Genomic DNA, 25,728 nt, shown 5'->3' on the forward strand with positions numbered 1-25,728 from the left:
AGTCATTTGCTTTTCCAATCGTATCCCAAGGTAATAATCATTACTTGATCAAAAATAGGCCAAAGAATACCAGAAATCAGAGCAGTGATTTTCGTATTCTTTGGCTCAATTATTAAAGTTTGCTATTTCTGTTGTGGTGTTGCGCTTGTTACTATTGATTCATTTCCAATCACAATCCAGCAAATATTTATGGTAACAAAAGTTATGTTTTATGCTAAAGATTCGACTGGTAAGTCAAGTTCTGTTCCATAACGTTGTTTAAGTGCTAAACGAATCAATCGTTCCGCAAGATTCTCATTTCGGGCAAGAATCGGTCCGTGGAAATAAGAGCCAAAAACATTTTTATAAATGACGCCTTCGGATTGGTCTTCACCATTATTTCCGTGACCTTGAACGACTTTTCCTAAAGGTCGTTCGCCTTCCCCTAAGAATGTCCGCCCATTGTGGTTTTCAAAACCATAATAGGTTTCATTAAACTCTTCATTATAGATAACGATATCGCCGATAAAACGATTATTTTCTTGACTTAAGGTGTAATGGTCTAATGCACTGATTCCTTGGATTTTTTCTCCATTGGCACCCACATAATAGTGTCCAAGGAATTGGTACCCGCCACAGATAGCTAACATCACACCATCATTTTCAATGTAGTTTGTTAGTGCTGCTTTTTTTTCTTGGATATCTTTTGAAATGATCAGTTGCTCATAATCTTGTCCGCCACCAAAAAAGACTAGATCATATTTATCTGCTTCAAATGGTTCATGCAGACTGACAATTTCGGTATGACAGGTCACACCTAATTTTTTAGCGACATATTTAAGCATCAATAGATTGCCGTTGTCTCCATAAGTATTCATCAAATTACCGTAGAGATGGGCGATATTCAATTCATAATTAGGCATGATTCATCCCTCCTTTGATAAATCCTTGATTCGCTAATTCTTTTCGTAATTGAAGAACTGCTGTATAGGTAGCTAGGATGTAGACGTGTTCGGTCGGTAATTGTTTGATATTTTTAATGACTTCATTCAGTTCCTTTGTTTCGATGATCTTATCTTCAGGGATTCCTGCAACTTTTAGACGTAACGACATATCGGTATGACGATCCCCACCAGCGATCACTGCAGGAATATCCATATCAGCAAAATGTTCAAAATTCCCGTCCCAGATCCAACTAACGTCAATTCCATCTGCATAGTTTGCATTTAATAAAGCAACTAATGAGAATGGATAAGGGGCTAAGCCAATCATATCGATGACCTGATTGATCCCAACAGGATTTTTAACAAGTACGAGTGTACATTTTTTACCATTGATATCAATGATTTCTTGACGACCAAATATTTTTTCGTCGTATCCTAGGCCTTGCTTGATTTTTTCAGGGGTTACCCCAAAATATTCAGCTACCGCTGTGGCAGCTAACGCGTTGTAGACATTGTACATCCCGCCAACTTCAATTCCATAGTTATGACCATCAATCGTAAAATCAGCTGAGACATTGTCCATGCGCAACATATCCGTTAGACGATAATCAAGTTCAGGACGTTTAAAGTCACAGTTTGGACAATAGTATTTCCCTAAATTTGCATACGTGATCATCTTGTAATGTAAAATATGATGACATTTAGGACAGAGCACACCATCCGTATTATAATGAGCCATTTGTTCATGGTCTTCTTCATGATCAAACCCATAATATTGGCGAGGATTGATTGTTTCCACAGAGTTGAAGATTGGCGAATCTCCATTACTGATAATTGTGGCATCAGGTGATTTCGCTGCTCCGTCTACAATCATTTTGTAGGTGGTATAGATTTCTCCATAACGATCCATTTGATCACGGAAAATGTTTGTAAATAAAAATAGTTCAGGCTTCATGTATTCAGTTACTTTACTCAAACTTGCTTCATCGATTTCTAAAACAGCGAATTTTTTTTGCCCTTTTTTAGGTTTGGCTTGCAAAAAAGTAGAAACGATTCCTTGAACCATATTTGCCCCAGTTGGGTTGGTTAATACTTCATCAAATTGTTGCCGTAATATATTAACTGTCAAAGCAGTTGTCAATGTCTTTCCGTTTGTTCCAGTAACGACAACCACTTGATAATCTTTTGCAAGACTGTCTAAAATGTGTGGGTCGATTTTAAGTGCAAGTTTACCCGGTAAACTTGATCCTCCTTTAAAGAAGGTTTTTAATGCCCATTGTGATGTTTTACCAACAGCAATCGCAAATTGACTGCGTACTCCCATTATGTAACCTCCATAAAACGTCTTAACGACGAGTAAATTCAATTAATCATACCATATGTTCAAAAAAAGGTTAAATTGCTTTTCTTTTTTTTAAGAAATGGTTGCGATTCTCTTGTCTAACAACGATTGGTACTAGGCTTGATTGTTTATTTGAAGTTTCGTTTAGTCTAAGAATAGCCCCAACGGATAACAGTTGATTTTTTAGGAATAATTATAGTGGATTAATAGTTGTTTTTGATCGTCTGAAAAAAGAGTGTACATTGTTCGCTTAAAAAAGAATACTCCAGTTTGTCTAAGGTTTCGATAATAAAGTGGATCATTGTTTCACTTGTGCTTTTTTCTTCTGTACAGTAAATCAGAATGTTCTCAAAATAAATACGATATAATTTAAAGATTGTATCTTCAGTTCTGGTAGTTAATTCCTTTAAATGACTAAGCGCATCTTTTGCTAAAAAGAAATTCCCATAGGAAATAAAATGACCGCAACTATTAAGAAGCAAAGTCAAATAAATTTTTTTACCAGCGGGATATTCTTGATAGATCTGAATTTTTTTTAATGAATTTTTATAGAAAATTTGTTGCTGTTCTTCTGAAAAGTAATTCAAGGTGTTGGTATAAATTTTGATTTCTTGTAGTGTCCATGTTTCGATGGATTTTAAATAATCAACAAGGAACTCCAAGGTCTCATTGTCTATTTGATGGTCGCTCAATTGATCATGGCCAATTTTAGTTAAAGCGTTTAGAAGCTGACTTTTTTTATCTTTTGAAGCGGTTGTCGTTTGATAGATCTCAAAGAGCTTTTCTAAGTCCTTTGTATTAGAAGCCAATTCATATTGTTTCCATAAATTTTGTGAAGAAGAGTGATAATAGTCATATAAAAAGATAAATTCTTCCACATCTACCAGCAATCGCTCCAACACTTGAGCTAAAAGTCGGAAAGACAAGTCATGGTTTCCTTTTTCAAATTCAATGCAATAAGATTTTGTTACGATGCCTGAATAGATTTCCTTTTGAGAAAAACCTTTATCTAATCGGATTTTTCGTATTAACTGACCATACTCCATAGTATCTCTCCATCAAAATTATTTTATGTGTTTATGTAATGAAGTAATAGTAGCAAAAAATTTGTCAAAATTCTAAGAAAGATACTTTTGGAAAAGTGACCAGAAAAGCGACTGAAAGAAAGAGAAATTAGTAAAGTTAGACGAGGGGTGTTATCCACACGTTTCTTATAACAAATAAGTACGAATGAAGGTTAAGTGGGGTTCAAAAAAACTAATTATTCGCATATTTATTGTGTTTATGGTCAGGTTATTTTTAGATACAAAGTACCAAAAGTCTTAAATATAGGACTATAAAAGAATTTTCATTCGTAGATGATTATACTATTGAAAATTAAAGGAAAACATTCGTGATAAATCATTGGAAATCTGTCAATGATGAAGGCTTGTTTGAGGAGATGGGGCAGTATAAAAGACACGTAAACAATACTCATGTGAAGGGTCGTCAGCGACTAATCAATGAACAAATGATAATTATTTAAGGGAAGAGGAACAAGAAATATGACAAAAAGAATTACAGAACCAAATAATCAAGTCCTTAGAATAATGATTGCTTTTGGAGTATTAGGGGCAGGGTTCTATGGGTTGACTCAGGTTGACTTTTATTATATTCAGTTTAGTTTTCTTGTTATTAGTGGTTTAGTAAGCTATTTACTGGTATTTGGTTTTGTTGGTGTGAGGCAATTATTTAGTACACCTAAACGATTGATAAAAACATTCTTGCTGATTTTAGTTGGTTCACAAATTTATGGTATGTTGGCTTCGATGATCATGGGAATACTGGCACAGTTGTTAGATATTCAGACGAAAGCAAATAGTGCGCAAGATAATCCTTGGTGGTTTTTTGTATTTATTTTACCAATTGCTTTACTGGGAGAAGAACTATTTTCGATCACTATTTTTGATACTTTACGTAAAAAAATGAGGATCAATACTAAGGTGGCATCATTGCTCACAGCAATTATTTTTGGACTGATTCATTTTGAAACTTATCTAGGAAGTTCAGCGTTGTTCACGATTGTGCAAGTCATCTTAGTTCAAGGAGGAATTAGACTTTGGTTTAACCAAGCCTATTTAAAAACAAAGTCATTGAATACTAGTTGGGCAGTGCATTATGCTTTTGATTTAATTGCTTTTGTTTTAGGAAGTTTATTATCCTCTTAGACAAATAAGAACAAAGCTTTCAGTACAAATAAATAACCCGAAGTGGCCGAAAATAGCTTTTCTATTTTCTGACTACTTTGGGTTATTTTTATTAGAGCGACACAGGATGCATTTTTGTATACTAAATACAGATTCAGCCTTTCAAGGTTTGTCGATTGTCTGAAATTTTACCCAATGATGATTTTTTCAGTAGGGTATTCGTAGCCTAAATCTCGTGTTTCTTTTGGAACAAATAACATCAAAGTATACAACATACCGATACGACCGATAAACATTAAAGCTGCGATCGTGATTTTCCCAATTACTGACAAGTTCCCAGTAATTCCCAGGGATAAGCCAGTGGTTCCGAAGGCTGAAGTTACTTCAACGATAATTGCAATTAAAGGCTGATTTTCTGTAGCTGATAAAAAGACGATACAGAAAAAACACATACCAAGAGATAACATAAATACAACGACTGACTTACGCACATCATCATTATCGATTCGACGACCAAAAATATTGATGTTGTCTTCGCTTTTAAGGAAAGAGTAGAGATAAAGACCAATAATTGCTACGGTCGTTGTACGAATCCCACCACCTACCGAACTGGGGCTACATCCAATGAACATTAATAAAGAAAAAACGATCAATGTAGTGATTTGGAAATTACCCAAATCATGGATTTGTAAGCCAGCATTACGAGTAGTCATAGAGTAAAACATAGAATTGATCCACTTGACACTTAAACTAGAATCTTGAAAAAGATGGTCTTTTTCAAGTAAAAAGATTAACAGCGTCCCACCAACAAATAAGATGATAAAGGCTAAAACCGCTAATTTTGTAAATAAGGAAAAGCGAAACGGTAATTTTGCTTTTGAGCGTTTATACAAAATCCATTCACGAAATTCCATCAAAACAGGAAATCCTATCCCACCAATAAAAATCAAAAACATGATAACAAATAGGAACAGATAGTCATGTGCAAACGGCTCGATTGAGTTTCCTGTGACATCGAAACCCGAATTGGTCACAGCAGAAATCGATTGGTAAAATCCATAGAAAAGTGCATCCCGCCAATGATCAAAGTAGCCTCGATAATAGAAATAAATGGAAAAGAAAGCGCCAAAAAGGACTTGGAACCACAACAAAATTACAAAGGTGATACGAATCAAACGAACAATACCAGATAATCGTGGCTGATTCATATCCGTCATGATCAGTTGTCGCTGTCGTAACGTGATTCTTCGTTTAGAAAAGATAATAAAAGCAGTAGAGATCATCATAATCCCTAATCCACCTACTTGGAATAGTATTTCAAGTAAGATTACCCCGTTATCATTAAAAGCCGAATTAATATCAAATGTGGACAATCCGGTTACACTGATTGTACTGATCGCCATGAAAAGCATATCGATAAAAGGTACATGACTATCTGGTTCACGAAAAAAAGGAATGTAAAACAATCCTAAAGAGACAATGGTCATAATAAGATAGTAAAAAACAATGACTTGGATTGAAGAAAAATGACTAGAAGCGTAACGTTCGCTTCGACGTCTTAATTTCCGCATGAAAAGGGTTAATTTCAAGAAACTATCCTCCTTTTTAAAAGTTGTTTCTTTCAGTATACCGAGGTTATAAATAATACTCAAAGAAATCTTAAACAAAATGTACGTTTTCTTTTGATTTGCTATCAAATAGCATATAATTATGGAAGAATTGAAGAATAGCGAGGTCTCCCAATGATTGATGCAAAGGTAATTGTTGAAAAAATGAAAAACCAGAAAATAAATTATGATCGAGTACTACAAAAAATGATCCAACAATGGCAACAAGAAGAAACTCGACCAAAAATATTAATCCATACTTGTTGTGCTCCTTGCAGCACACATACGTTAGAATTTATGTGCCAATTTGCAGAGGTTACTTTATTTTTTTCAAATTCTAATATCCATCCTAAAAATGAATATTTAAGAAGACTCCATGAACAAAAGCGATTTGTTGATCAGTTTAACGAGCAAACCAATCATCATGTTCAGCTGATCGTTGATGAGTACCGCCCCAGCGAGTTTAATAAAATGGTCATTACGCAAGGCCTTACGGAAGAAAAAGAAGGTGGCGCAAGATGTAGTGCCTGTTTTAATATGCGTTTAGACCTGGTAGCACAAAAAGCCCAAGAACTTGGTTATGATTATTTTGGGAGTGCATTAACGATCTCACCCAAGAAAAATGCTGCTCTGATCAACCAAATCGGGATGGATATCCAAAAAATTTATGGAACTCATTACTTACCAAGTGATTTTAAGAAAAATAAAGGATACGAGCGATCGATCCAGATGTGTAAAGAGTATGACATTTTTCGTCAGTGTTACTGTGGCTGTGTCTTTGCAGCTAAACAGCAAGGTTGTGATTTAAAGAAAATAAACCAAGAAGCAAAGGATTATTTAGCAAGTTCAAAAATTTCAATTAATTAGCTCTATTATAAAATTTTCAAGAAAACGTAAGAAAAAAATAAGAAATTTATGTTAAGTATAATTAAGTGTCAAAATAAAAGCGATTGATTCGATTGAAAACGAATATTCAGTTTGGTGGAAAAATGAATTTTAGACCAAGCATAAAAAATAATAGTGATGAAAAATAAAACATAAAGGAAGAGATATGATGCGAAAAGTAGCACCTATTTTGAAACCAATAGCAGTCTTAACTATTTCAACAATCGTTGCTACTGCGACCGGTGTTGTCAACAGCTCAAGTTATCGTACCCCTAGTTCAAGTTCGGTGGAAGAAACAACACCAACATCAACACCAGAGACCACATCTAATGAAACGTCGACAACACTGGATCAGACGAATGATTCATCGAGCACATGGGAAGAAAATACGAGTTCAACCAATGAAAATACGTATTCTACAGAGCAACCAAGTAGTTCGAAAGAAAAGTCTGACAAGCAAGGAAGCAGTTCATCCGAAACCAGTGATACGAATGCGATCAATGGAGGAAATCATACAGAACCAAGCTCAAGTTCGTCAACAGTACCAAGTAATACGACACCAAGTACTGAAGGACAAGATAGTGGAGAGGCTACCGTGAAAAATGTAACGCCAACCCAAAATACAGATGGAAAACAAGTGTATAATCAGCAAGCAGGTGATTCACAATGACAATTTTATTAGATATTATCAATAGCGTGCATAAGTTTTTAGGTTATTTAGATATTAGTCCTAAATATTTAAATCGAGGCTATACGATTTTAAGTGTGATCCCAACGATGTATCTTTTACGGATTATTTATGGACTTTGGCAAAACCAAAATTACTTACAATTTTTCTTGTATGGAATCGGCTTTTTAGTGTTAGTGTATTTTATCATTTTGAATGTGTTTTATTACTTTCTGGATAAGAATACCAAAGCGGATGTGACACAATTGTTTGTCAAATATTTACCGGAAGAAGCATTCAATATTCAAACAGAAGAAGCGATGCTGAATAGCGGTGCAATCGACAAAGTGAACACGAAAGAAGTCAGTGTTTCTTATGATGAAGATTATCAATTGCGATTAGCTGAAAACATGCGTTATTTAATCGGGAATGGTGAGATTAAAACAAATGATCTAGGAAGAATGGATGGCTATCTTGTGGATCGTAACACACTTTATCCTTATTATTACGTTAAAAAAGTAGCAGAAAAAGAATATCAGTTGAGTATTGGGCGCAGCTACTCGGATTTAGCCCCTGTTGGAACGATTCTTATGGATTCGGCGGATGAAAAGCTCGAACCAGTTGGGTTGTTTATTGTAGGTGGTGACTTCGTCAAAGAAGGCTTAAGGTATCATGAGCCTTATCGTTTAAAACTTATCGTGAAAAAAGAACAACCAGAAAATGAAGCAATGGTTTACAGTAGAAGTCAACGAAGAAAGCATTCACGAAGTTAATGGATCACGTTGATCAAGACAGGTTGGAAAATTGTGGATGAAAAATGACAGAATCTCCCTTTGAATAATAAAAGAAAAAAATAGAGTTATACGTGATGTATTCTTATTCTTTCCTTTACTTTCTAAAAAAGGTAAAATAAAAAAGAACAATAAAAAAATCAATTGAATAATACGAAGAGAAAACAAAAGTAAAGCGGGAGGTATGTTGTGAAAGAATTTTTTAAAAATTGGGGTATTTTGATCGTAGTACTAGCAGCTATTTTATTAGCTCGGGTCTATGTATTTACGCCAGTTACCGTTAATGGACATTCAATGGATCCGACGTTGAGTGATGGTCAACGATTGATCTCGTCGAAAATCTCAAAGTATGAACGCTTTGATATTATCACGACGAAAGAACCTGGAGATGAAGAACGAATGATCGTTAAACGAATCATTGGCATGCCGGGCGATACCGTGAAAATGGAAAATGATCAATTGACGATTAATGGTAAAAAATATAATGAGTCTTATTTAAATGAGTTTAAAAAAGATTTTGCGAAAGATAAATTGCAGAATGAATATTCTTACAGTGAAGCTTTCCAAGCACAGGCTGAAAATTCGCAGCATTTCACAAGTGATTTTGAATATGTCGTGCCCAAAGGAAAATATTTAGTTTTAGGAGATAATCGTTTGATCTCTAAAGATAGCCGAATATTTGGTTTGGTGGATGCAGACATGATTCAAGGAAAAGTAGTTTTCCGTTACTGGCCTTTGAACGAAATCAAAATCTTTTAAGTCTCTTTCTGAGCAGGTATCAGAAAGAGCATGAGCAAAAATGCAGGCAATAGTGGTCATGACCAAGTTGTCTAGCCCAGAAAATAAGCCACAGAATCCGAAATAGTTTTTCCTATTTTAAGGATTCTGTGGCTTATTTTTTATTTTTTTCCGCTAGCAAAAAACAAAGAAGCATCTTGGTTCATGAATAAATTTTTACCAGAGTGAAAAGTGTAGATATTCGTGGAATGAAACCCAATTTGTTCAAGTAGAGCCATAAGTGCTTCATGGTCAAACCCATTATGGACTTTTGGATGGTTGATCGCATCATTGTGATCAAAATCAATGATCAAAAGTTGACCGTTTGGCGTAAGCATGTGGTAGAGTTTTTCTAAGATCAAACGTGTGTCAGGAATATGCAGTAGGACTAATGACATCAAAATAAGATCTACTTTTTGATCGATGGATTCGGTTGTGGCATCGAACGTTACCGAAGAGACGTTTGTTAATCCGCTAGTCTTAATTTTGTCTTCAGCAATTGTTAGCATCGCATCAGAGGAATCAACTAGAAGAAGTTGCTTGAATTGGTCAGCTAAAGCTAACGAAACCAATCCGGTACCTCCGCCATAATCCATAAAAGTCAGTTCTTTGGTGGAGGAAGGTAGTTGAGAAATTAGTTCGTCTTGAATAATTTTTGCTAGTGCTTTTCTTTCGGGAGTATCATAATGGTTTGCGATTTGATTGAAGATTTCTGACATAAGGTCACTCCTGACTTCATAAGTTAGATGAATTTTATTAAGTATAGCAAAAAAATCTGGTTTCCCAAATCACTAGTTGATCTTGAAGAATTGAAAGACACGCAGCTATTGTTTTAAATGTATGAGTGTTTTAATATAAAGTAACGTTTTTACCAGATGAAAAATTCTCACTGTAAAAAATAATGAAAATCAAGTATAATACCATAGGAACAAACTGGAAGGTGAGCAAGTAAATGGCACAACTATTTTTTAAGTATGGCGCAATGAATAGCGGCAAGACAATTGAGATCTTAAAAGTCGCACATAATTATGAAGAACAGAATAAACCAGTTGTCTTGATGACAAGTGGGATCGATACCAGAGATGGTGTTGGTGTTGTCTCTAGTCGTATTGGGTTAAAAAGAGAAGCCACGCCGATTTTTGAAGAAACAGATGTCTTTGATGTCATTTTTCAAATGGAGGATAAGCCATATTGTATATTGATCGACGAGGCGCAATTTTTAAAGAAAAAACACGTAATTGCGTTTACGAAAATTGTTGATGAATTAAACATTCCGGTGATGGCATTTGGTTTGAAGAATGATTTTAGAAATGAGTTATTTGAAGGATCAAAATATCTATTGCTTTATGCAGACAAAATCGAAGAGATGAAAACGATCTGCTGGTTCTGCCATAAGAAAGCAATCATGAATTTACATTATATCGATGGTCAACCAGTTTACGAGGGGGATCAGGTACAAATTGGTGGAAATGAAGCCTATTACCCCGTTTGTCGGAAACACTATTTTGAACCATCAATTATGACAGAAGGAGAATAAAGATGTACGATCAATTACAAGCAATTGAAGACCGTTATGAAGAACTGGGCGAGCTACTAAGCGATCCAGAAGTAATTTCAGATACGAAACGTTTTATGCAATTGTCAAAAGAAGAAGCAAACACTCGTGAAACTGTTGATGTCTACCGTCGTTACAAAGATGTCGTACAAGGGATCAAAGATACAGAAGAGCTATTAGGTGAAAAGTTGGATGATGAAATGGCTGAAATGGCCAAAGAAGAATTATCTGATTTGAAAAAAGAAAAAGAAAAATTAGAAGAAAAAATCAAAATCTTATTACTACCAAAGGACCCGAACGATGATAAAAACATCATCATGGAAATCCGCGGGGCAGCAGGTGGAGATGAAGCAGCGTTATTTGCTGGTGACTTATTCAACATGTATCAGAAATATGCAGAATCACAAGGTTGGAAAACGGAAGTGATGGAGGCAAGTATTACTGGTATCGGTGGCTATAAAGAAGTCATCATGATGATCTCTGGAGAAAATGTCTATTCAAAATTAAAATATGAAAGTGGTGCGCATCGTGTACAACGAGTGCCATCTACAGAATCACAAGGACGAATCCACACATCAACAGCAACCGTTGTGGTCATGCCAGAAGCAGAAGAAGTAGAAATCGATATTGAAGATAAAGATATCAGAACAGATATCTATCATGCATCAGGGGCTGGCGGTCAGCACGTCAATAAAACAGCATCGGCAGTTCGTCTAACTCATTTACCTACTGGAATCGTGGTAGCAATGCAAGATGAACGTTCACAGCTGAAAAACCGTGAAAAAGCCATGAAGATTTTACGTGCCCGTGTCTATGATAAAATCCAACAAGAAGCACAAAGTGAATACGATGCAAACCGTAAATCAGCCGTTGGAACGGGTGATCGCTCTGAGCGGATCCGTACGTATAATTTCCCGCAAAACCGTGTGACAGACCATCGTATTGGTTTAACTATCCAAAAATTAGATCAAATCCTTGCTGGAAAAATGGATGAGATCGTGGATGCGTTGATCATGTATGACCAAACATCAAAATTGGAAGAAATGCAAAATGGGTAAGACCACGTATTTAGAAGTCCTATCACGGGCTTCTTCTTTTTTAGAAGATCATGGAAAAGAAGGTCATAGTATCCAATTTCTTTTTCTTGAACGTAAAGGTTGGCAAAAACTTGATTGGTTGTTGCAGATGAATGAGCCCATTTCTAGCGAAGATCAACAGATGATCGAACAAGATCTGGAGCATTTGATGAACAATTATCCGCCTCAATATTTGTTGGGATATGCTGACTTTTATGGTCACCGCTTAAAAGTGACAGAGGACACTTTGATCCCTAGACCGGAAACAGAAGAATTAGTTGAACGATGTTTACAAGAAACGTCAGAACAAAACTTGAAGGTCATAGATATTGGAACAGGAACAGGGGCAATTGCGATCAGTTTAAAAGCTGCAAGAAAGAACTGGGACGTTTCGGCTGTGGACTTATCTCCAGCAGCTCTTTCAGTAGCGAAAGAGAATGCGCAACAAGCTGGACTGGCGATCCATTTTTATCATGGAGATACACTGGCACCGGTCAGTGATCAAACCTTTGACGTCATTATTTCCAACCCGCCGTATATTCGTTTCGATGAATGGGAATTGATGGATGAAAGTGTTCGGACATTTGAACCTAAAATGGCATTATTTGCCAAAGATGAAGGATTAGCCATCTATAAAAAAATAGCAAAAGAAGCAAAACAATGTTTGAAACCAGAGGGAAAACTATTTTTGGAAATAGGATTTAGCCAAGGGGAGATCGTGAAACAAATCTTTCAAACGGCATTCCCCAATAAACAAGTAAGTATTCATAAAGATTTATTTGGAAATGAACGAATAGTTTCTTTGATGAGCTGATTGTGGATGAAAAATATTTTTTATGTTTTTTTATCATAAAAAAACATTGATTTTACAAGGATGAAAACGAGTTATTGACTTATCAACATACTTATCCACTATTGACAAAATAGTTATCAACACTCTGTTGATAACATGAGGATAAAGTAGAATAAATCAAGCATATTGAAAAATGAGGGTGTGGATAGACTGTGGAAACAAACTATTATCATGAAGAACAATTATCAGAAGCAGCACAAGCATTAAAAAGTGGCGAACTCGTTGCTTTTCCAACTGAAACTGTCTATGGACTAGGCGCTAATGCACTTTTGCCTGAAGCGGTAACCGAAGTGTTTTCGGTCAAAGGTCGTCCACAAGATAATCCTTTGATTGTCCATGTTTCATCGTTTGAGCAAGTAAAACAATTTGTGGATAACTTTCATCCTTTAACGGAAAAAATCGTCAATCATTTCTGGCCAGGTCCCTTAACACTTATTTTTGAGATCAAAAAAGGGTCTTTACCACCTATTGTAACAGGTGGGTTATCCACAGCTGCTTTTCGTATGCCAGATAACAAAAAAACACTTGAAGTCATCCAATTAGCTGGTATACCAATTGTTGGTCCTAGTGCGAATACTTCGGGAAAACCTAGTCCAACGACTGCGGAACATGTCTACCATGATTTAAAAGGAAAAATCAATGGGATCATTGATGATGGTGCAACCCGAATTGGTGTGGAATCAACCGTGATCGATCTCAGTGATCCGGAGCGTGAACCCATGATTTTACGTCCAGGAGCGGTGACCAAAGAACAGCTTGAAAAAGTGATCGGTGGAAAGGTAGCCGTTGATCGTCATTTAGTCCAAAGTACTGAAACACCTAAATCACCAGGAATGAAATATAAGCACTATTCGCCTGATACGCAAGTCATGATGGTCCAAGAAAATGATTGGGAAGCCGCTGTAAAATGGGCGAAAGAAGAACATTTGCGTGTTGGAGTAATTGCAGGTCCTAAAATTGCTGAAGCTGTTCGTTTTGATGTAGCAGCAGTCTACATGTATTTTGATGATTCAGTAGAAGCCGCTACGAAAGGATTATTTGCAGGATTACGTGGGTTAGATGAGAAGAACCTTGGACTTGATATGATCTTTGTTGCAGTATTTCCAGAAGAAGGTCTGGGAAATGCTTATATGAATCGCTTAAAAAAATCAGCGGGACAAAAATATTTTGAAAAAAGAACGTAGGTAGCTTGTACCCATACTTTATTATGATACAATGCAATAAAGTAAACTCTACTTGAATAAATTTGAATAAAACTGAGAGATCATGTTCAAAAGAGAAAGAATCAGCAATCATTCGTAAGAAAGAACATTTTAAAGCAATCATGAATGACCAGTTAAGGATTTTAGCTGATCGTGCCTAGATTGCTAGTTGATTCATGATTTCTTAGTAAACAATAAGAAGGAGCTGTTGTGTGTGGTAGACTACAAAACGTTTGACCCAGATTTATGGGCAGCAATCGCAAAAGAAGAAGAAAGACAAGAAAATAATTTGGAACTTATCGCTTCCGAAAATTTTGTCTCTGAAGCAGTGATGGCGGCTCAAGGAAGTATCTTGACAAATAAATATGCAGAAGGTTACCCTGGGCATCGTTATTATGGTGGCTGTGAATTTGTCGATATCGTTGAAAGTTTAGCGATCGATCGTGCAAAAGAATTATTCGGTGCAAAATTTGTCAATGTTCAACCTCATTCTGGTTCACAAGCGAACACGGCAGCATATCTTGCTTTAGTAGAACCTGGTGACACGATTTTAGGGATGGATCTTTCAGCAGGTGGACATTTGACTCATGGTTCTCCTGTGAACTTTAGTGGAAAAACGTACCATTTTGTAGCCTATGGCGTTGATCCAACAACAGAAGTTATTGATTACAATGTTGTGCGGATTTTAGCTAGAAAACATCAACCAAAATTGATCGTTGCCGGAGCAAGTGCCTATGGTAGAATCATTGATTTTGAAAAATTTAGAGAAATCGCTGATGAAGTAGGTGCGAAATTAATGGTTGATATGGCACATATCGCTGGCTTAGTTGCAGCTGGTGTCCATCCAAGTCCAATCCCTTATGCGGACATTACTACGACAACCACTCATAAAACATTACGTGGACCACGTGGTGGTATGATTTTGACCAATAATGAAGAATTAGCGAAAAAAATCAATAGTGCAGTTTTCCCTGGCATCCAAGGTGGACCACTAGAGCATGTCATTGCAGGGAAAGCAGCAGCATTCAAAGAAGCATTGACACCTGAATTTAAAGAATACAGTGAACAGATTATTGCTAATGCCAAAGCGATGGCAAAAGTCTTCAATCAAGCAATCGGTACAAGAGTGGTCTCTGGCGCAACGGATAATCATTTAGTTTTAATTGATGTCCGTGGATTAGAGTTAAACGGGAAAGAAGCCGAAAGTATTTTAGATAGTGTGAATATTACGGTTAACAAAAATTCAATTCCATTTGAAACACTTAGCCCGTTCAAGACTAGCGGTATCCGTATCGGTACTCCAGCAATTACTACAAGAGGCTTCAAAGAAGAAGATGCTGCGAAGGTGGCGGAATTGATCGTCAAAGCTTTACAAGCCAAAGAGAATGAAGCCGAATTAGCTGAAGTCAAAGCTGGTGTGCGTGAATTGACTGAAAAATATCCTTTATATAATAAATAAAAGGAATAATCACTACAAAACGAGTCGCTTAACGCAAGAAGTACCATCAGCAGACATAAAAAAGCAACTGTTTCAAAATTCTTAGTTTGCTGAAATTTACTGTGTATTAAAAATAATCCGAAGAATCCAAAATCGCTTCTCCTGTTTTTGGAATTCTTTGGATTATTTTTTGAAATGGCTTATTGTGTGTGGGTACTTTTTCAAGGGAAAGTTGTTGGAATCGCTTCTTTTGGGTGTTTTAGTTTTATTTAGGCAAAAGTTTTCTTCTATCGATGCAGCACGAATACATTGGTGAGATCTATTTAAAATAGCCTGAGATATAGGACTGAGATGGATTAGGTATGGAAGTGTTGAGGTTTTGTTTTAATGAAGGGATAAACTAAGACGGAGGTACTGGGGGACGTATGGGGAATGCTTATGTTGACTGAGTTTGAGAGAAAACAAACAAACTGATTTTTTGACTTTTTCATTGGGGCTCACTAGTATATGAGGTGTAATTTGGCTTTTTATTATAATCTAGGGAGGAACCATGATGACCGAACGAATCTCATTAGAAAAAGCAGCAATCGAATTTAGTGATGCAAATGCTCCCCACCCAAGAATCTACGAATTACCACCTGAAGAAGGACGAGCGCTATTAGAAAAAGTCCAAGAATCGCCCGTTGATAAACTACCAGTCGACATTGAAGATTTAACGGTTGATACTGGTCAATGGGGGTCCATCAACGTTCGTTTTGTCCGTCCAGAAGGAAATACTGATAAATTACCAGTGATTTTCTATATTCATGGAGCTGGTTGGGTTTTTGGTAGCGCACAAACTCATGACAAGTTGATTCGTGAATTAGCCGTTCGCACGAACTCGGTCGTCGTTTTTCCAGAGTACAGCCGCTCGCCGGAAGCAAAATATCCAACAGCGATCGAACAAAGCTATGCAGTCTTACAAAAGCTAAGTGAACTAGCGGAATCAAAAGGGTTAGATTTATCTGAATTAGCGGTAGCGGGCGATTCAGTTGGAGGTAATATGGCAACTGTAATGACTATTTTAACCAAAGAACGCCAAGGGTTGCCCATCCAAAAACAACTTTTGTTTTATCCGGTGACGGATGCCAATTTCACTACTGATTCTTATCAAGAATTTGCCGAAAACTATTTTTTAACAAAAGAAGGAATGAAATGGTTTTGGGACCAATATACAACTGATGATTCAGAGCGGTCAGAAATCACAGCATCACCATTACGAGCGACTTCTGAAGAGTTGGCAGACTTACCACCAGCTTTGATTTTAACTGGTGAAGCGGATGTTTTAAGAGACGAAGGAGAAGCTTATGCTCGGAAGTTACGTGATGCAGGTGTGGCAGTCACCCAGGTTCGTTTTCAAGGGATGATCCACGATTTTGTGATGGTCAATTCATTGGACCAAACCAATGCTACCAGAGCAGCGATGCTTTTAGCGACTCAGTGGTTACAGAAGGATCGATGATCCTATTTATATAACCAGATATATGTAATATTAATCTGACTAAAAGACAGTAAAAATAACAAAAAAATTCATTGTTTAAAGCTTTTTTGTTATTTTTTACTGCTTTTTTTTATTTTTGATTACTGTTGTTTTATTTATTTTATTTTCTTTTGAAAAGTTGTTGGTTTGACTAGTCAATTGGGTCTTTTTGTTTTACAATTAAAAAGAAACGACAGAACAAAGGAGACCAGAAAAATGGGCAAATTCCAAGTAATCGACCATCCATTGATCCAACATAAACTAACTATTATTCGTGACAAAGACTGTGGAACAAAAGTTTTCCGTGAGGTTGTCGACGAAATTGCTATGTTGATGGCATATGAAGTATCACGTGACATGCCATTAGAAGATATCGTAATCGAAACACCGATTACAGAAACAACTCAAAAAACGTTATCTGGTAAAAAAGTAGCGATCATTCCGATTCTACGAGCAGGTATTGGGATGGTTGACGGTATTTTAGAATTGATCCCAGCTGCGAAAGTCGGACATATCGGGTTATACCGTGACGAAGAAACATTTGAACCTCATGAATATTTCGTAAAATTACCTGAAGATATCGATGCACGACAATTATTTGTTGTTGACCCAATGTTAGCGACAGGTGGCTCAGCGATCATGGCGATCGATGCATTAAAAGAACGTGGCGCTTCAAATATCAAATTTGTTTGTCTAGTAGCTGCTCCAGAGGGTGTAAAAGCTTTACAAGAAGCACATCCAGATATTGACATCTACACAGCTGCATTAGATGAAAAATTGAATGAACACGGCTACATCGTTCCAGGTCTAGGCGATGCAGGGGACCGTTTATTTGGTACGAAATAAAAATAATAAACGCTAAGGCACCAAACCATAGTAGGATTTCTTATTCTATTATGGTTTTTTGTTTGTTATTAATTCTAGTAATTTATCATGGTTTTGATAGAAAGTAGTTTATTCAAAGAATAGCTGCAAGAAGATGGATCAAAGAATATACGGAATTTGAAAAAACGGATTGAGTCTTCCGGAATCTTAAGTGAACAAGAGGAACAGCAAAAGAATAGAGGATAGTTTTTGACATCTCATAAGTCTTTATTGATGTGAGAAAAAACTGTTTTTAAGTTAGAGAGAACAATAGGCACATTTATGATGACATGAATGGAATAAGTGATCCTAGATAGTTGATGAAATTTTTCAAATAAAAAAAACCATCCCAAAAAACGCAGAGATGGTCAGTGTTAAATTTTCTTCAATTCTTTGTAATTGATGATGATTACACCTTTGCTTTGCGTCATTAAATTGGCATTTTCATCTGTTTTGTCAATTTCAACCACAGCCGAGTTTTTCAGTTGTTTTGAAATTGTTCCAGTTTGCGGTGTTCCATGAATCATAAATGTCACGTGAGTGTCGATCGTAAATTTTTCCCCAAATTCTGACGGTACGATAGTTGTATCAAATTTTCCAAACGTTGCCATTTTCATAAAACCTGCCTTTCATATCAATTATACCACGTTTTATGAAAAAAATCATGAAATAGAACGAAATTTACACTTGTGCCTTTACAAATTTTTAAAATACGTATATAATTTCATATGGAAACGCCAGCTTAGCTCAGTTGGTAGAGCAACGCACTCGTAACGCGTAGGTCACAGGTTCGATCCCTGCAGCTGGCATCATTTATAAAAGCAACGATCTCAAAGATTTTTTATTTTGAGATCGTTGCTTTTTTTCGTAAGGAATTTGAAAAGAAGAGGAAGGAACATCATTAAAAATAGCGGATACGGGGATGTCGATTCTGGATCTATTTTACTATTCAATAACTGAGAAGAAGCATCAAGATCTGGTTCTTCAACCAATTTTTAAACATCAAAATTAGTAGATTCTACTAGTTTTGAGGTTTTTTTGTTGAACAAATGACAGCCACCAAGTGCTAAAACAGATGGACTCATAAAACTGTTGAAAATTAAAGGAGTTTGGCACAACTAGAGGTTTCGTTCTTTTTTATAAAAAAACTAAGTGGGATTTCTAATAAATGTAAAATTATGGTTAGGAAAAAAGCGGATAGGAAATGATTTTTTTCTTAAATCAAGTCAATTATTTGGCACATTATTCCTTTTTTTGCTATCTAAGTCGCCTTTTTTTTCACTGTAAATATAGATTACTAATTTTTAAAATGTTATACCGATTTTTTTATTGGTTATTTATTTGTCGTTATTAATGATAGCGAACTAGTTCTGTAGTTGTATTTTTATATTGAAATAAACGATGGTCTGTATGATCTTGCTTCATGACCTTCTGATTTAAAAGTTGAAGAAATTTGACGATCAAAAAAAATTCACTTGAAATTAGTTATTTATTTTTCATATTTATATGCAAACATCAGCAAACCTTCATAATACTATTATTTTTTATTTTAAAAGTGAAAAAAATAGAAAAAAACGGAAAAAATTGGTGTTTATTCAATAAAAAACACTCTATTCTAATTATATATTTGAATTTATTTTAAATTAGGAGGGAAAAATGAAAAAGAAAAAAATTTATCAGGTATTGGTGATGGGGTTAGTTGTTGGTCAGGTTCTTACTAACGGGACAACATTTGCTTACGCAGCGACACTTGAAAGAAATCTTTTGGATGAGAGCAAGTTTTCAGATGAGCGTATGGATGTATTGAATGATCAGTATCAACCAGTTACTTATGTTTACCATAAAATAACGATAAATGAAGCGCCTAAAATTCCTAGTCAACTTCAAAATAAAGAGCTTGTTGAAACTCAAAATATAAATAAAAATGAAGTAAAACAGATCGTTTATCAAGTTCATCAGCAAATAAAACAGCAAATAAAACCAACTACACAGCAACAAATAAAACAACGAAGTTTGTCAAAAACGAACGAAAAGAACCTTTCTAGCCTCTGATTCGAAATGTTTGGAATAGGATTCAATGCTCTTGAAGACTATCAGATCTTTTGGAAAAAGAGCAAAACTGAATAATTAACATACTTCTAGTGTATTGAATTCATCTACTGGAAGTAATTAGAGAAAGGAATGGCGAAATGGATATCGTTCAGTTGCTAGATGAAAACTCAAAAATGAAAATTAAACTTTTGGAACTTATTCAGACAAAACTTGGTGAAAGAGTAGAAATCTCTTTTTTAGCGCAGAAAACAGGTATATCTAAATTTAAATTAAGTAAATTAATTCATGAGTTGAAAATGGAGCTAGAACAGAAATTATGCTTAAATGATTTTTTTGTCGTAAAGCGGGGCGTTATTCAAGTATATTCTTTTATTTGTGATGAGAACATTCTTAAATTACGTCAGCACTATTTAAATAGTTCGCTAACTTATCAGCTGCTTATTTTCCTGCTGTTTTCAAACCGACCGATTAATAAATTTACGACCGATCATTACATTTCAAATTCTTCTTTATATCTTTATAAAAAACGAATCAATAAATTGTTAGAAAAAGATCATCTCATTATTAAGAAAAATAAGATAGTAGGGAATGAATGGAAGATTCGCTCGGTAGGGTATGGCATTCTCCATAATTTGAATGGGATTGATTCCCCTTTTACTGAGCAACAAAAAAACCAAAGTGATCGGCTTGTATTTTGGATCGAACAATTTTTTAGAATTAGAATCCGTAATAGTTTACGTTATAAATTATCTTTATTTCTATCAATCAGTGCGCTTCGGATTCAGAGAAAAGCGTATTTGGATGAAGCACATCTGACGATCAAAGTTGATCATACCTCAATATTGGTTCAAAAACTTGCAGGAAAATTGAAGACAGAGTACCAAATATCAGATACAGTAGCAGTAAAAGAAGCTTCAGTCTTGTATGCCTATTTATATGTTAATCGGATCATTGATAAGAAGTCTTGTCTAGATTTTTCTGAACTAGATCCGACACTGTCAATTTTTAACAATAATTATTCAAGTATGCTAAAAGGTATTGCTGATTCAACTTTTGTTGATCAACGTCTGTTTAAAGTGTTATTGAAAAATGTGCAACCGATACATGAACGGTTGTTATTTATGCCCGATATCCATCATCGTTTTGGAAATATCCATAATTTTCAATTTTTAAGAGAAGAATATCCTTTATTTGATCAGAAAGTCAATGAAACCATTATGGAAACAGCTCGTTCTATTTTACTTAATGAAGAAGAAAAAGCAGATTTATACATGTACTATATGATGGAATTGATTGAAAATTTTCCCTTAGAAGCAGTTGAAGAAGCTGTTTATATTACGTTGGATTTTTCTTATGGAAAAGCGTATGAAGAGTTTATTGCAGAACATCTCCAATATTCCTTAGCTGGAAAAATAGTCATTGAAAAAGTTATTTCTTCGAAAACGGATATCTATATTTCTGACTTTCATTTAGGAAACCTTCAATGTACCCATATCTTATGGCAACGATTGCCCAACAATCATAATTGGCAAGAACTAATTAAACAAATTAAACAATGCATCAGCGAAAAAAATGTCGTAAATCAAAAGGAAACGTCCAATGTTTCCTCTACCACCTAGTCTTTTTTCTTTTACCTGCCTATAATGTGACAGAGATTTATTCAATAGCTTTATCGGAATGTTATTGTTGTGTTTAGAAGTAATGTATTTTCTAACTAGAAAAATAAAAAAACACCTGAAATCAAACGCTCATTTCAGGTGTTTTTTTATAGAGACAACCTTGGGCACGAAGGGAGAACATCTCGAAATAGAAATAGCTATTCTCACAACGGTCAGTATTCACGATTTATTCTTTTTCACGAGAAACGATGGTTTGTTCTGTTTCACGTATGATATAAACGGGGCGTTGTTTGGTTTCAAGGAAAATTTTACCAATGTATTTGCCAATGATCCCTAGGCATAGTAATTGGATGCCGCCGATAAATAAAAAGATCGATACCATTGAAGGCCAGCCGGCTGTCGGGTCACCAAATAATAATGCTCGTGCAATGATAAATAAAATAGCAATTCCCGAACCAATACAAGAAAGAGCGCCAGTGAAAGAGGCGATCGTTAGTGGTGCATCTGAAAAATTGACGATTCCATCAATCGAATAATTGAATAATTTCCAAAAGGACCAAGAGGTTTCACCAGCCACTCGTTCACGGTTTTCAAAGGAAAGATACTCTGTTTTGAAACCGACCCAACTAAATAATCCTTTTGAAAAACGATTGTACTCGGTTAACTCTAAAACAGCATCAACCATCTGTCGAGTCATCAAGCGGAAATCTCTTGCACCATCTACCATTTCTGTGTCACTGATTTTATTGATCAACTGATAGAACCGTTTAGCGAAGAAACTCCGAATCACTGGTTCTCCTTCTCTTGTTGAGCGTCTCGTTCCTACGCAATCAATGTCAGTTGTCGTGATTTTTTCAATCATGAGTGGTAGTAATTCTGGAGGATCTTGTAAGTCAACGTCCATTACTGTGATTAGCTCCCCGGTCGAAGCTTGTAAACCCGCATAGAGGGCAGCTTCTTTTCCGAAATTTCGAGAAAAAGAAACGAATCTCACATATTCATATTTTCTCGCTAATGCTTTAATAGCTTGTAGCGTACCATCTGAGGAGCCATCATCAATAAACAAGTATTCAAACTCGTGTCCGTCTTTGAATTTTTCTACTTCATCGAAAAAAAGCGGTACAGTCTTTTCTTCGTTATAGCAAGGGACAACAATTGATATTTTCATATGATAAATCCTTTCAAGCAAATATTATTTGTTCGAACAGAATAGTAAATAAACTGTATTTTCTGTTACTTAAGTAATCATCATTTTTAGTTTATCATTAAGCTGACACTTAATAAAACTTTAAATTGCATTTTTAGCTAAAATAATACAAGATAAATAAAATAGTAGAACGGTAGAGGAGGGCAAGTCTAGTTCATTCAGGATTAGACGATGAAAATGAAAATAAATACGCCAATTGGAGAACTATGGTTAGATGCAGATCAGAATGGGTTGACGAAGGTTTCGTTTTATCCGATTGAAGAAATGGCGGTAAATGGTGCACAGGATCAAGGAAAGAAACAAGAAATCCTACTTGAAACAGAACGTCAATTGGCTGAGTACTTTGAGGGCAATCGGCAAGACTTTCAACTTCCGTTATCAATTAACACAGGCACGATTTTTCAACAAAAGGTTTGGCAAGCATTGCAAGAGATTCCTTATGGAGAATTACGCACATATAAAAAAATAGCAGAAACCATTGATCATCCCAAAGCGGTCCGAGCAATCGGACAAGCGAATCGCATGAATCCATTACCAATCGTGATTCCATGTCATCGAGTGATTGGACAAAACGGTCAATTAACCGGGTATATGGGAAATGCGGAAGCTGGCTTATTGATCAAACGTCAACTACTTGTATTAGAAAAAGCACTATCTGAATAAAAAAGAACTGGAATTATTTGACCTAAAAACCACCCCTTCGCCCTGAAATAGAAGTGACTATTTTGGGACGAAGAGGTGGTTTTAAGTCTGGAAAATTTTATGAAGCCAACAAAGGCAGACCGCTTATACCAGTGGCATCCGGTAGTTATAGTGTTGTTAACCAAATGAATAGCAGCGCAGCAACAGTTTGCAGTAAACCAACTGCTAGACCATAAGATAAGAATCGAGGTCCTTCTTTCATGAATTTAGCGAAATCTAAACGTAAACCAATTGCGGCTAAAGCAGTGATTTCAAACCAATTACTAATAAAGTGAGCCCCTTTGTCGATAAAAGTTGGGAGCGTAAATAGGCTGTTGAGCAAGCAGAAAACTAAAAAGCCTAAAACATACCATGGTAATGGGAATCTTCTTTTCTTGGAACTGTCAGACGAAATCGTTTCAGCAGAAGCTGTCTTTTTTTGGATAAATTTTTCAAATAAATAGACAACAGCAACTAACATCATGATCCTTAAAATTTTAAAGAGCATGGCAAATTGAACAACTGAAGCATCAAGCAAACTGGCGCCAGCGACTACTTGTCCAACAGATTGAAGTGTTCCACCTAAAAGGGCACTTTTTTCAATTAAGTGATCTCCGTATAAGTGTAAGCCAAGAAAAGGTAAAGAAAGCATCATGATCGTTCCTAATAAATTAACTAATGTAATGATCTGTCCTTTTTCTTCCTCTTCAGCATGGATCACTGGAGCGATCGCTGCAATAGCCGAAGAACCGCAAACAGCATTTCCTCCTGCCATCATCAAGGAAGCTGTATCACTAAACAACAATTTTTTGCCGATCCAATAGGCACCGACGATCGTCACACTCATTTGCAACAAGACGAAGGCAATCCCTTTGATGCCGATTTGAGCAATCGTTTGAGCCGTAACCGTTGCTCCCAATAAGAAAACGGAGCATTCCAATAATTTGCTTTCAGCGAATTTTGTTCCAATGGCTAAAGAAGGTTGTTTGAAAAAAGTATTACCTAACAAGATCCCTAATAAAATGGCGATCGTGGCAGCACCAAGCTGTGGGAGCAACAATGCGAGAAGTTTGCTCATGACTGCTACTGAAAAAGCAAGAAGTAATCCAGGTAAGATTCTTCGTGAGCCTTGATTTTTAAATTGATTAATGGTTACTTGTAGATTCATGTTCTAAAAATTCCTTTCATTATCTGTGCACATGTTTCAGAGTTGAAAAACGGGTACTCGTATTTAGAGGACGACGACTCTGAACTCAAGAATATCCTTGATAATAGTAGCACTATTCGTTTTGATTGACAAAGTTTAAAAACGCAAAAAATCTTCTGCCTTTTTCTAAATTTGAAAAAGACAGAAGAATAACATCTTAATTAAATTTCTTTAGGGACATATTTATTTGTGTTTCCATGCTCTTTGAACAAGAAGCGGATATAATGACCTAATACATAAAGCACCATTCCAGTAGCGATTACTAATTCAACCAGTTTCAAGACCGTTAAAAAGCCAGTAGCGATCCCTAATGAATGAAAGTAATTTACAGCACAAAACATAGCAGTTGCAGAAATAACTAGTGGAAAGGTAAAAGCAGCGTAGCTTGGATAAAAATGTAGTTTAAGTAATCGTGGTAAAAGAGATAGCACGATAAAATATAACGTTTGCGAAAGGATAAATAAGGCAACGACTAAATAAAAGGAAGGTTGCGCAAAATTTTTCAAATAGCCAGTTAAACAAAGCGATCCCGGAGCTGCAACGATCGTGATCAATGGTAGTGTAGGATGTGCCATGTTTTTCACGAAAAATACCCGATGGATGATGATTGGCAATAAGAAAACGTAACAAGCTAGAGATAGCCAAAAGAATAGTTGGCCAATGAATGGGAAAAAGTTTCCAGCAGTTACTGTAATTACCCCGAAACCAACATAAATAATGAACCAACTTGGATAAATGACTTCCAGTGATAAATCCGCTTTGATTACATGATGGTAAGTAAAGTAAACAACTAAAATCACTTGTAGAAGGACAGCGCCAAGCCAGATGATCCGAACGATTGGTAAGAGGTGCGTAAATGGTACAAAGTAAGTACAAATAACCATTAATGACATCGTAAAAGTCGGTGAAACCGAGGCAATGATTGGATCATGTAATGTTTGTCTCGTATGTTCAAATAACAGGAATAATTTGCTAAACATTAGGATCATGAGAATCATACTAATCCCACCAATGATATTCCCTAGATGAATCCAATGATATTCTTTAAACAGATTACCTAGCGAAGCTAAACCTAGAATGAGCCCACAAATCGGGACAGGAATAAGTTTTAAAAAATTCTTCATTAATTGAATTCTCCTTTTCATAAGATGAGTGTGTTGTCTAAAGCTCAGAACAAAATGATCAGTCAGGTGGAAAGGTTGATAGTAGGTTGCATAAATAATTATGAATGACTATTTATTGGGAAATAAACAAATCGGTAGCCCTGACTGATCATT

24 protein-coding genes and 1 tRNA gene are annotated in these 25,728 nt (G+C 35.8%); 16 read left to right on the forward strand and 9 right to left on the reverse strand.

Going from position 1 to position 25,728, the window contains the following annotated elements:
* Positions 1-209: 209 nt before the first annotated feature.
* The 3 genes from IGK81_RS02380 to IGK81_RS02390 form a co-directional block, all read right to left on the reverse strand.
* Positions 210-902 carry a type 1 glutamine amidotransferase gene (locus IGK81_RS02380; RefSeq protein ID WP_034699589.1) on the reverse strand — a complete coding sequence of 231 codons (693 nt, stop codon included), beginning with the start codon at positions 900-902 and terminating at the stop codon, positions 210-212.
* Positions 895-2,247 (reverse strand): Mur ligase family protein, encoded by a 1,353-nt coding sequence (locus tag IGK81_RS02385; protein ID WP_010738405.1) that lies wholly within the window; start codon positions 2,245-2,247, stop codon positions 895-897. The genes IGK81_RS02380 and IGK81_RS02385 overlap by 8 nt, the downstream gene beginning before the upstream one ends.
* A gap of 221 nt (positions 2,248-2,468) precedes the next feature.
* On the reverse strand, positions 2,469-3,311 hold the full coding sequence (locus IGK81_RS02390) for a helix-turn-helix domain-containing protein (RefSeq protein WP_412003929.1): 843 nt from the start codon (positions 3,309-3,311) through the stop codon (positions 2,469-2,471).
* A gap of 498 nt (positions 3,312-3,809) precedes the next feature.
* On the opposite strand from IGK81_RS02390, the gene IGK81_RS02395 reads away from it, so the two are divergent.
* Positions 3,810-4,472, forward strand: a complete 663-nt coding sequence (locus IGK81_RS02395; RefSeq protein ID WP_034699594.1) for a CPBP family intramembrane glutamic endopeptidase — start codon at positions 3,810-3,812, stop codon at positions 4,470-4,472.
* A 167-nt stretch (positions 4,473-4,639) separates the two neighbouring features.
* Here IGK81_RS02395 and IGK81_RS02400 read toward each other — a convergent pair whose 3' ends face one another.
* Complete coding sequence (locus IGK81_RS02400; RefSeq protein WP_148282908.1) at positions 4,640-6,022, reverse strand: TrkH family potassium uptake protein; 1,383 nt, start codon at positions 6,020-6,022, stop codon at positions 4,640-4,642.
* 171 nt (positions 6,023-6,193) lie between these two features.
* Between IGK81_RS02400 and IGK81_RS02405 the strand changes: the two genes are divergently transcribed.
* The 4 genes from IGK81_RS02405 to lepB all read left to right on the forward strand — a co-directional run bounded on the left by IGK81_RS02405 (position 6,194) and on the right by lepB (position 9,160).
* Positions 6,194-6,925, forward strand: a complete 732-nt coding sequence (locus IGK81_RS02405; RefSeq protein ID WP_034699597.1) for an epoxyqueuosine reductase QueH — start codon at positions 6,194-6,196, stop codon at positions 6,923-6,925.
* 187 nt (positions 6,926-7,112) lie between these two features.
* Positions 7,113-7,613: a hypothetical protein gene (locus IGK81_RS02410; RefSeq protein WP_025480242.1), complete on the forward strand. Its 501-nt coding sequence runs from the start codon at positions 7,113-7,115 to the stop codon at positions 7,611-7,613.
* A complete protein-coding gene (locus IGK81_RS02415; protein ID WP_010720002.1) occupies positions 7,610-8,383 on the forward strand; it encodes a DUF6681 family protein in 774 nt (257 codons plus the stop codon). Before IGK81_RS02410 ends, IGK81_RS02415 begins: the two co-directional genes overlap by 4 nt.
* A 207-nt stretch (positions 8,384-8,590) precedes the next feature.
* On the forward strand, positions 8,591-9,160 hold the full coding sequence (gene lepB, locus IGK81_RS02420) for a signal peptidase I (protein ID WP_010720001.1): 570 nt from the start codon (positions 8,591-8,593) through the stop codon (positions 9,158-9,160).
* A gap of 140 nt (positions 9,161-9,300) precedes the next feature.
* On the opposite strand, the gene IGK81_RS02425 is transcribed toward lepB, so the two are convergent.
* The gene (locus IGK81_RS02425; protein WP_034699599.1) at positions 9,301-9,897 is read right to left on the reverse strand and encodes a class I SAM-dependent methyltransferase; all 597 of its coding nucleotides are present in this window, start codon (positions 9,895-9,897) and stop codon (positions 9,301-9,303) included.
* Positions 9,898-10,130: 233 nt separating this feature from the next.
* Here IGK81_RS02425 and IGK81_RS02430 point away from each other — a divergent pair, with 233 nt between their 5' ends.
* The 7 genes from IGK81_RS02430 to upp all read left to right on the forward strand — a co-directional run bounded on the left by IGK81_RS02430 (position 10,131) and on the right by upp (position 17,667).
* The gene (locus IGK81_RS02430; RefSeq protein WP_010719999.1) at positions 10,131-10,715 is read left to right on the forward strand and encodes a thymidine kinase; all 585 of its coding nucleotides are present in this window, start codon (positions 10,131-10,133) and stop codon (positions 10,713-10,715) included.
* Between the two features lie 2 nt (positions 10,716-10,717).
* Positions 10,718-11,791, forward strand: a complete 1,074-nt coding sequence (gene prfA / locus IGK81_RS02435) for a peptide chain release factor 1 (RefSeq protein ID WP_034699602.1) — start codon at positions 10,718-10,720, stop codon at positions 11,789-11,791.
* A complete protein-coding gene (prmC, locus tag IGK81_RS02440; protein ID WP_034699606.1) occupies positions 11,784-12,623 on the forward strand; it encodes a peptide chain release factor N(5)-glutamine methyltransferase in 840 nt (279 codons plus the stop codon). The genes prfA and prmC overlap by 8 nt, the downstream gene beginning before the upstream one ends.
* 191 nt (positions 12,624-12,814) lie before the next feature.
* Complete coding sequence (locus IGK81_RS02445) at positions 12,815-13,846, forward strand: L-threonylcarbamoyladenylate synthase (protein ID WP_034699608.1); 1,032 nt, start codon at positions 12,815-12,817, stop codon at positions 13,844-13,846.
* 232 nt (positions 13,847-14,078) lie between these two features.
* Complete coding sequence (gene glyA, locus IGK81_RS02450; protein ID WP_034699610.1) at positions 14,079-15,323, forward strand: serine hydroxymethyltransferase; 1,245 nt, start codon at positions 14,079-14,081, stop codon at positions 15,321-15,323.
* A 532-nt stretch (positions 15,324-15,855) separates the two neighbouring features.
* On the forward strand, positions 15,856-16,803 hold the full coding sequence (locus tag IGK81_RS02455; protein ID WP_034699612.1) for an alpha/beta hydrolase: 948 nt from the start codon (positions 15,856-15,858) through the stop codon (positions 16,801-16,803).
* Positions 16,804-17,037: 234 nt separating this feature from the next.
* A complete protein-coding gene (gene upp, locus IGK81_RS02460) occupies positions 17,038-17,667 on the forward strand; it encodes a uracil phosphoribosyltransferase (protein ID WP_010719993.1) in 630 nt (209 codons plus the stop codon).
* A 392-nt stretch (positions 17,668-18,059) separates the two neighbouring features.
* Here upp and IGK81_RS02465 read toward each other — a convergent pair whose 3' ends face one another.
* On the reverse strand, positions 18,060-18,302 hold the full coding sequence (locus tag IGK81_RS02465) for a hypothetical protein (protein WP_010719992.1): 243 nt from the start codon (positions 18,300-18,302) through the stop codon (positions 18,060-18,062).
* Positions 18,303-18,421: 119 nt separating this feature from the next.
* Between IGK81_RS02465 and IGK81_RS02470 the strand changes: the two genes are divergently transcribed.
* The 3 genes from IGK81_RS02470 (at position 18,422) to IGK81_RS02480 (ending at position 21,356) form a co-directional block, all read left to right on the forward strand.
* Positions 18,422-18,494, forward strand: a tRNA-Thr gene (locus IGK81_RS02470).
* A gap of 847 nt (positions 18,495-19,341) precedes the next feature.
* Positions 19,342-19,737, forward strand: coding sequence for a hypothetical protein (locus IGK81_RS02475; protein WP_034699615.1), 396 nt, complete (start codon positions 19,342-19,344; stop codon positions 19,735-19,737).
* A 137-nt stretch (positions 19,738-19,874) separates the two neighbouring features.
* Positions 19,875-21,356 carry a helix-turn-helix domain-containing protein gene (locus IGK81_RS02480; RefSeq protein WP_412003928.1) on the forward strand — a complete coding sequence of 494 codons (1,482 nt, stop codon included), beginning with the start codon at positions 19,875-19,877 and terminating at the stop codon, positions 21,354-21,356.
* A 226-nt stretch (positions 21,357-21,582) separates the two neighbouring features.
* On the opposite strand, the gene IGK81_RS02485 is transcribed toward IGK81_RS02480, so the two are convergent.
* On the reverse strand, positions 21,583-22,524 hold the full coding sequence (locus tag IGK81_RS02485; RefSeq protein ID WP_034699620.1) for a glycosyltransferase family 2 protein: 942 nt from the start codon (positions 22,522-22,524) through the stop codon (positions 21,583-21,585).
* A 216-nt stretch (positions 22,525-22,740) separates the two neighbouring features.
* Between IGK81_RS02485 and IGK81_RS02490 the strand changes: the two genes are divergently transcribed.
* Positions 22,741-23,226: a methylated-DNA--[protein]-cysteine S-methyltransferase gene (locus IGK81_RS02490; protein WP_034699824.1), complete on the forward strand. Its 486-nt coding sequence runs from the start codon at positions 22,741-22,743 to the stop codon at positions 23,224-23,226.
* Positions 23,227-23,371: 145 nt separating this feature from the next.
* Here IGK81_RS02490 and IGK81_RS02495 read toward each other — a convergent pair whose 3' ends face one another.
* Both IGK81_RS02495 and IGK81_RS02500 read right to left on the reverse strand, forming a co-directional pair.
* Positions 23,372-24,412: a YeiH family protein gene (locus IGK81_RS02495; protein WP_034699623.1), complete on the reverse strand. Its 1,041-nt coding sequence runs from the start codon at positions 24,410-24,412 to the stop codon at positions 23,372-23,374.
* A 200-nt stretch (positions 24,413-24,612) separates the two neighbouring features.
* A complete protein-coding gene (locus IGK81_RS02500; RefSeq protein ID WP_034699625.1) occupies positions 24,613-25,575 on the reverse strand; it encodes a TDT family transporter in 963 nt (320 codons plus the stop codon).
* Positions 25,576-25,728 lie beyond the last annotated feature (153 nt).

This window comes from Enterococcus sp. DIV0703 (genome assembly GCF_051711065.1).
GTDB classification, from domain to species: Bacteria; Bacillota; Bacilli; order Lactobacillales; family Enterococcaceae; genus Enterococcus_B; species Enterococcus_B hirae.

What these genes read in the sequence shown, in the direction of transcription:
- upp (WP_010719993.1), top strand. Translation starts at nt 17,038, where the DNA reads ATGGGCAAATTCCAAGTAATCGACCATCCATTGATCCAACATAAACTA.
- IGK81_RS02480 (WP_412003928.1), top strand. Translation starts at nt 19,875, where the DNA reads ATGGATATCGTTCAGTTGCTAGATGAAAACTCAAAAATGAAAATTAAA.
- IGK81_RS02465 (WP_010719992.1), bottom strand. Translation starts at nt 18,302, where the DNA reads ATGAAAATGGCAACGTTTGGAAAATTTGATACAACTATCGTACCGTCA.
- IGK81_RS02490 (WP_034699824.1), top strand. Translation starts at nt 22,741, where the DNA reads ATGAAAATAAATACGCCAATTGGAGAACTATGGTTAGATGCAGATCAG.
- IGK81_RS02425 (WP_034699599.1), bottom strand. Translation starts at nt 9,897, where the DNA reads ATGTCAGAAATCTTCAATCAAATCGCAAACCATTATGATACTCCCGAA.
- IGK81_RS02495 (WP_034699623.1), bottom strand. Translation starts at nt 24,412, where the DNA reads ATGAATCTACAAGTAACCATTAATCAATTTAAAAATCAAGGCTCACGA.
- IGK81_RS02405 (WP_034699597.1), top strand. Translation starts at nt 6,194, where the DNA reads ATGATTGATGCAAAGGTAATTGTTGAAAAAATGAAAAACCAGAAAATA.
- IGK81_RS02485 (WP_034699620.1), bottom strand. Translation starts at nt 22,524, where the DNA reads ATGAAAATATCAATTGTTGTCCCTTGCTATAACGAAGAAAAGACTGTA.
- prmC (WP_034699606.1), top strand. Translation starts at nt 11,784, where the DNA reads ATGGGTAAGACCACGTATTTAGAAGTCCTATCACGGGCTTCTTCTTTT.
- IGK81_RS02455 (WP_034699612.1), top strand. Translation starts at nt 15,856, where the DNA reads ATGACCGAACGAATCTCATTAGAAAAAGCAGCAATCGAATTTAGTGAT.
- prfA (WP_034699602.1), top strand. Translation starts at nt 10,718, where the DNA reads ATGTACGATCAATTACAAGCAATTGAAGACCGTTATGAAGAACTGGGC.
- IGK81_RS02385 (WP_010738405.1), bottom strand. Translation starts at nt 2,247, where the DNA reads ATGGGAGTACGCAGTCAATTTGCGATTGCTGTTGGTAAAACATCACAA.
- IGK81_RS02380 (WP_034699589.1), bottom strand. Translation starts at nt 902, where the DNA reads ATGCCTAATTATGAATTGAATATCGCCCATCTCTACGGTAATTTGATG.
- IGK81_RS02390 (WP_412003929.1), bottom strand. Translation starts at nt 3,311, where the DNA reads ATGGAGTATGGTCAGTTAATACGAAAAATCCGATTAGATAAAGGTTTT.
- IGK81_RS02430 (WP_010719999.1), top strand. Translation starts at nt 10,131, where the DNA reads ATGGCACAACTATTTTTTAAGTATGGCGCAATGAATAGCGGCAAGACA.
- IGK81_RS02500 (WP_034699625.1), bottom strand. Translation starts at nt 25,575, where the DNA reads ATGAAGAATTTTTTAAAACTTATTCCTGTCCCGATTTGTGGGCTCATT.
- IGK81_RS02415 (WP_010720002.1), top strand. Translation starts at nt 7,610, where the DNA reads ATGACAATTTTATTAGATATTATCAATAGCGTGCATAAGTTTTTAGGT.
- IGK81_RS02410 (WP_025480242.1), top strand. Translation starts at nt 7,113, where the DNA reads ATGCGAAAAGTAGCACCTATTTTGAAACCAATAGCAGTCTTAACTATT.
- IGK81_RS02395 (WP_034699594.1), top strand. Translation starts at nt 3,810, where the DNA reads ATGACAAAAAGAATTACAGAACCAAATAATCAAGTCCTTAGAATAATG.
- IGK81_RS02475 (WP_034699615.1), top strand. Translation starts at nt 19,342, where the DNA reads ATGAAAAAGAAAAAAATTTATCAGGTATTGGTGATGGGGTTAGTTGTT.
- IGK81_RS02400 (WP_148282908.1), bottom strand. Translation starts at nt 6,022, where the DNA reads ATGCGGAAATTAAGACGTCGAAGCGAACGTTACGCTTCTAGTCATTTT.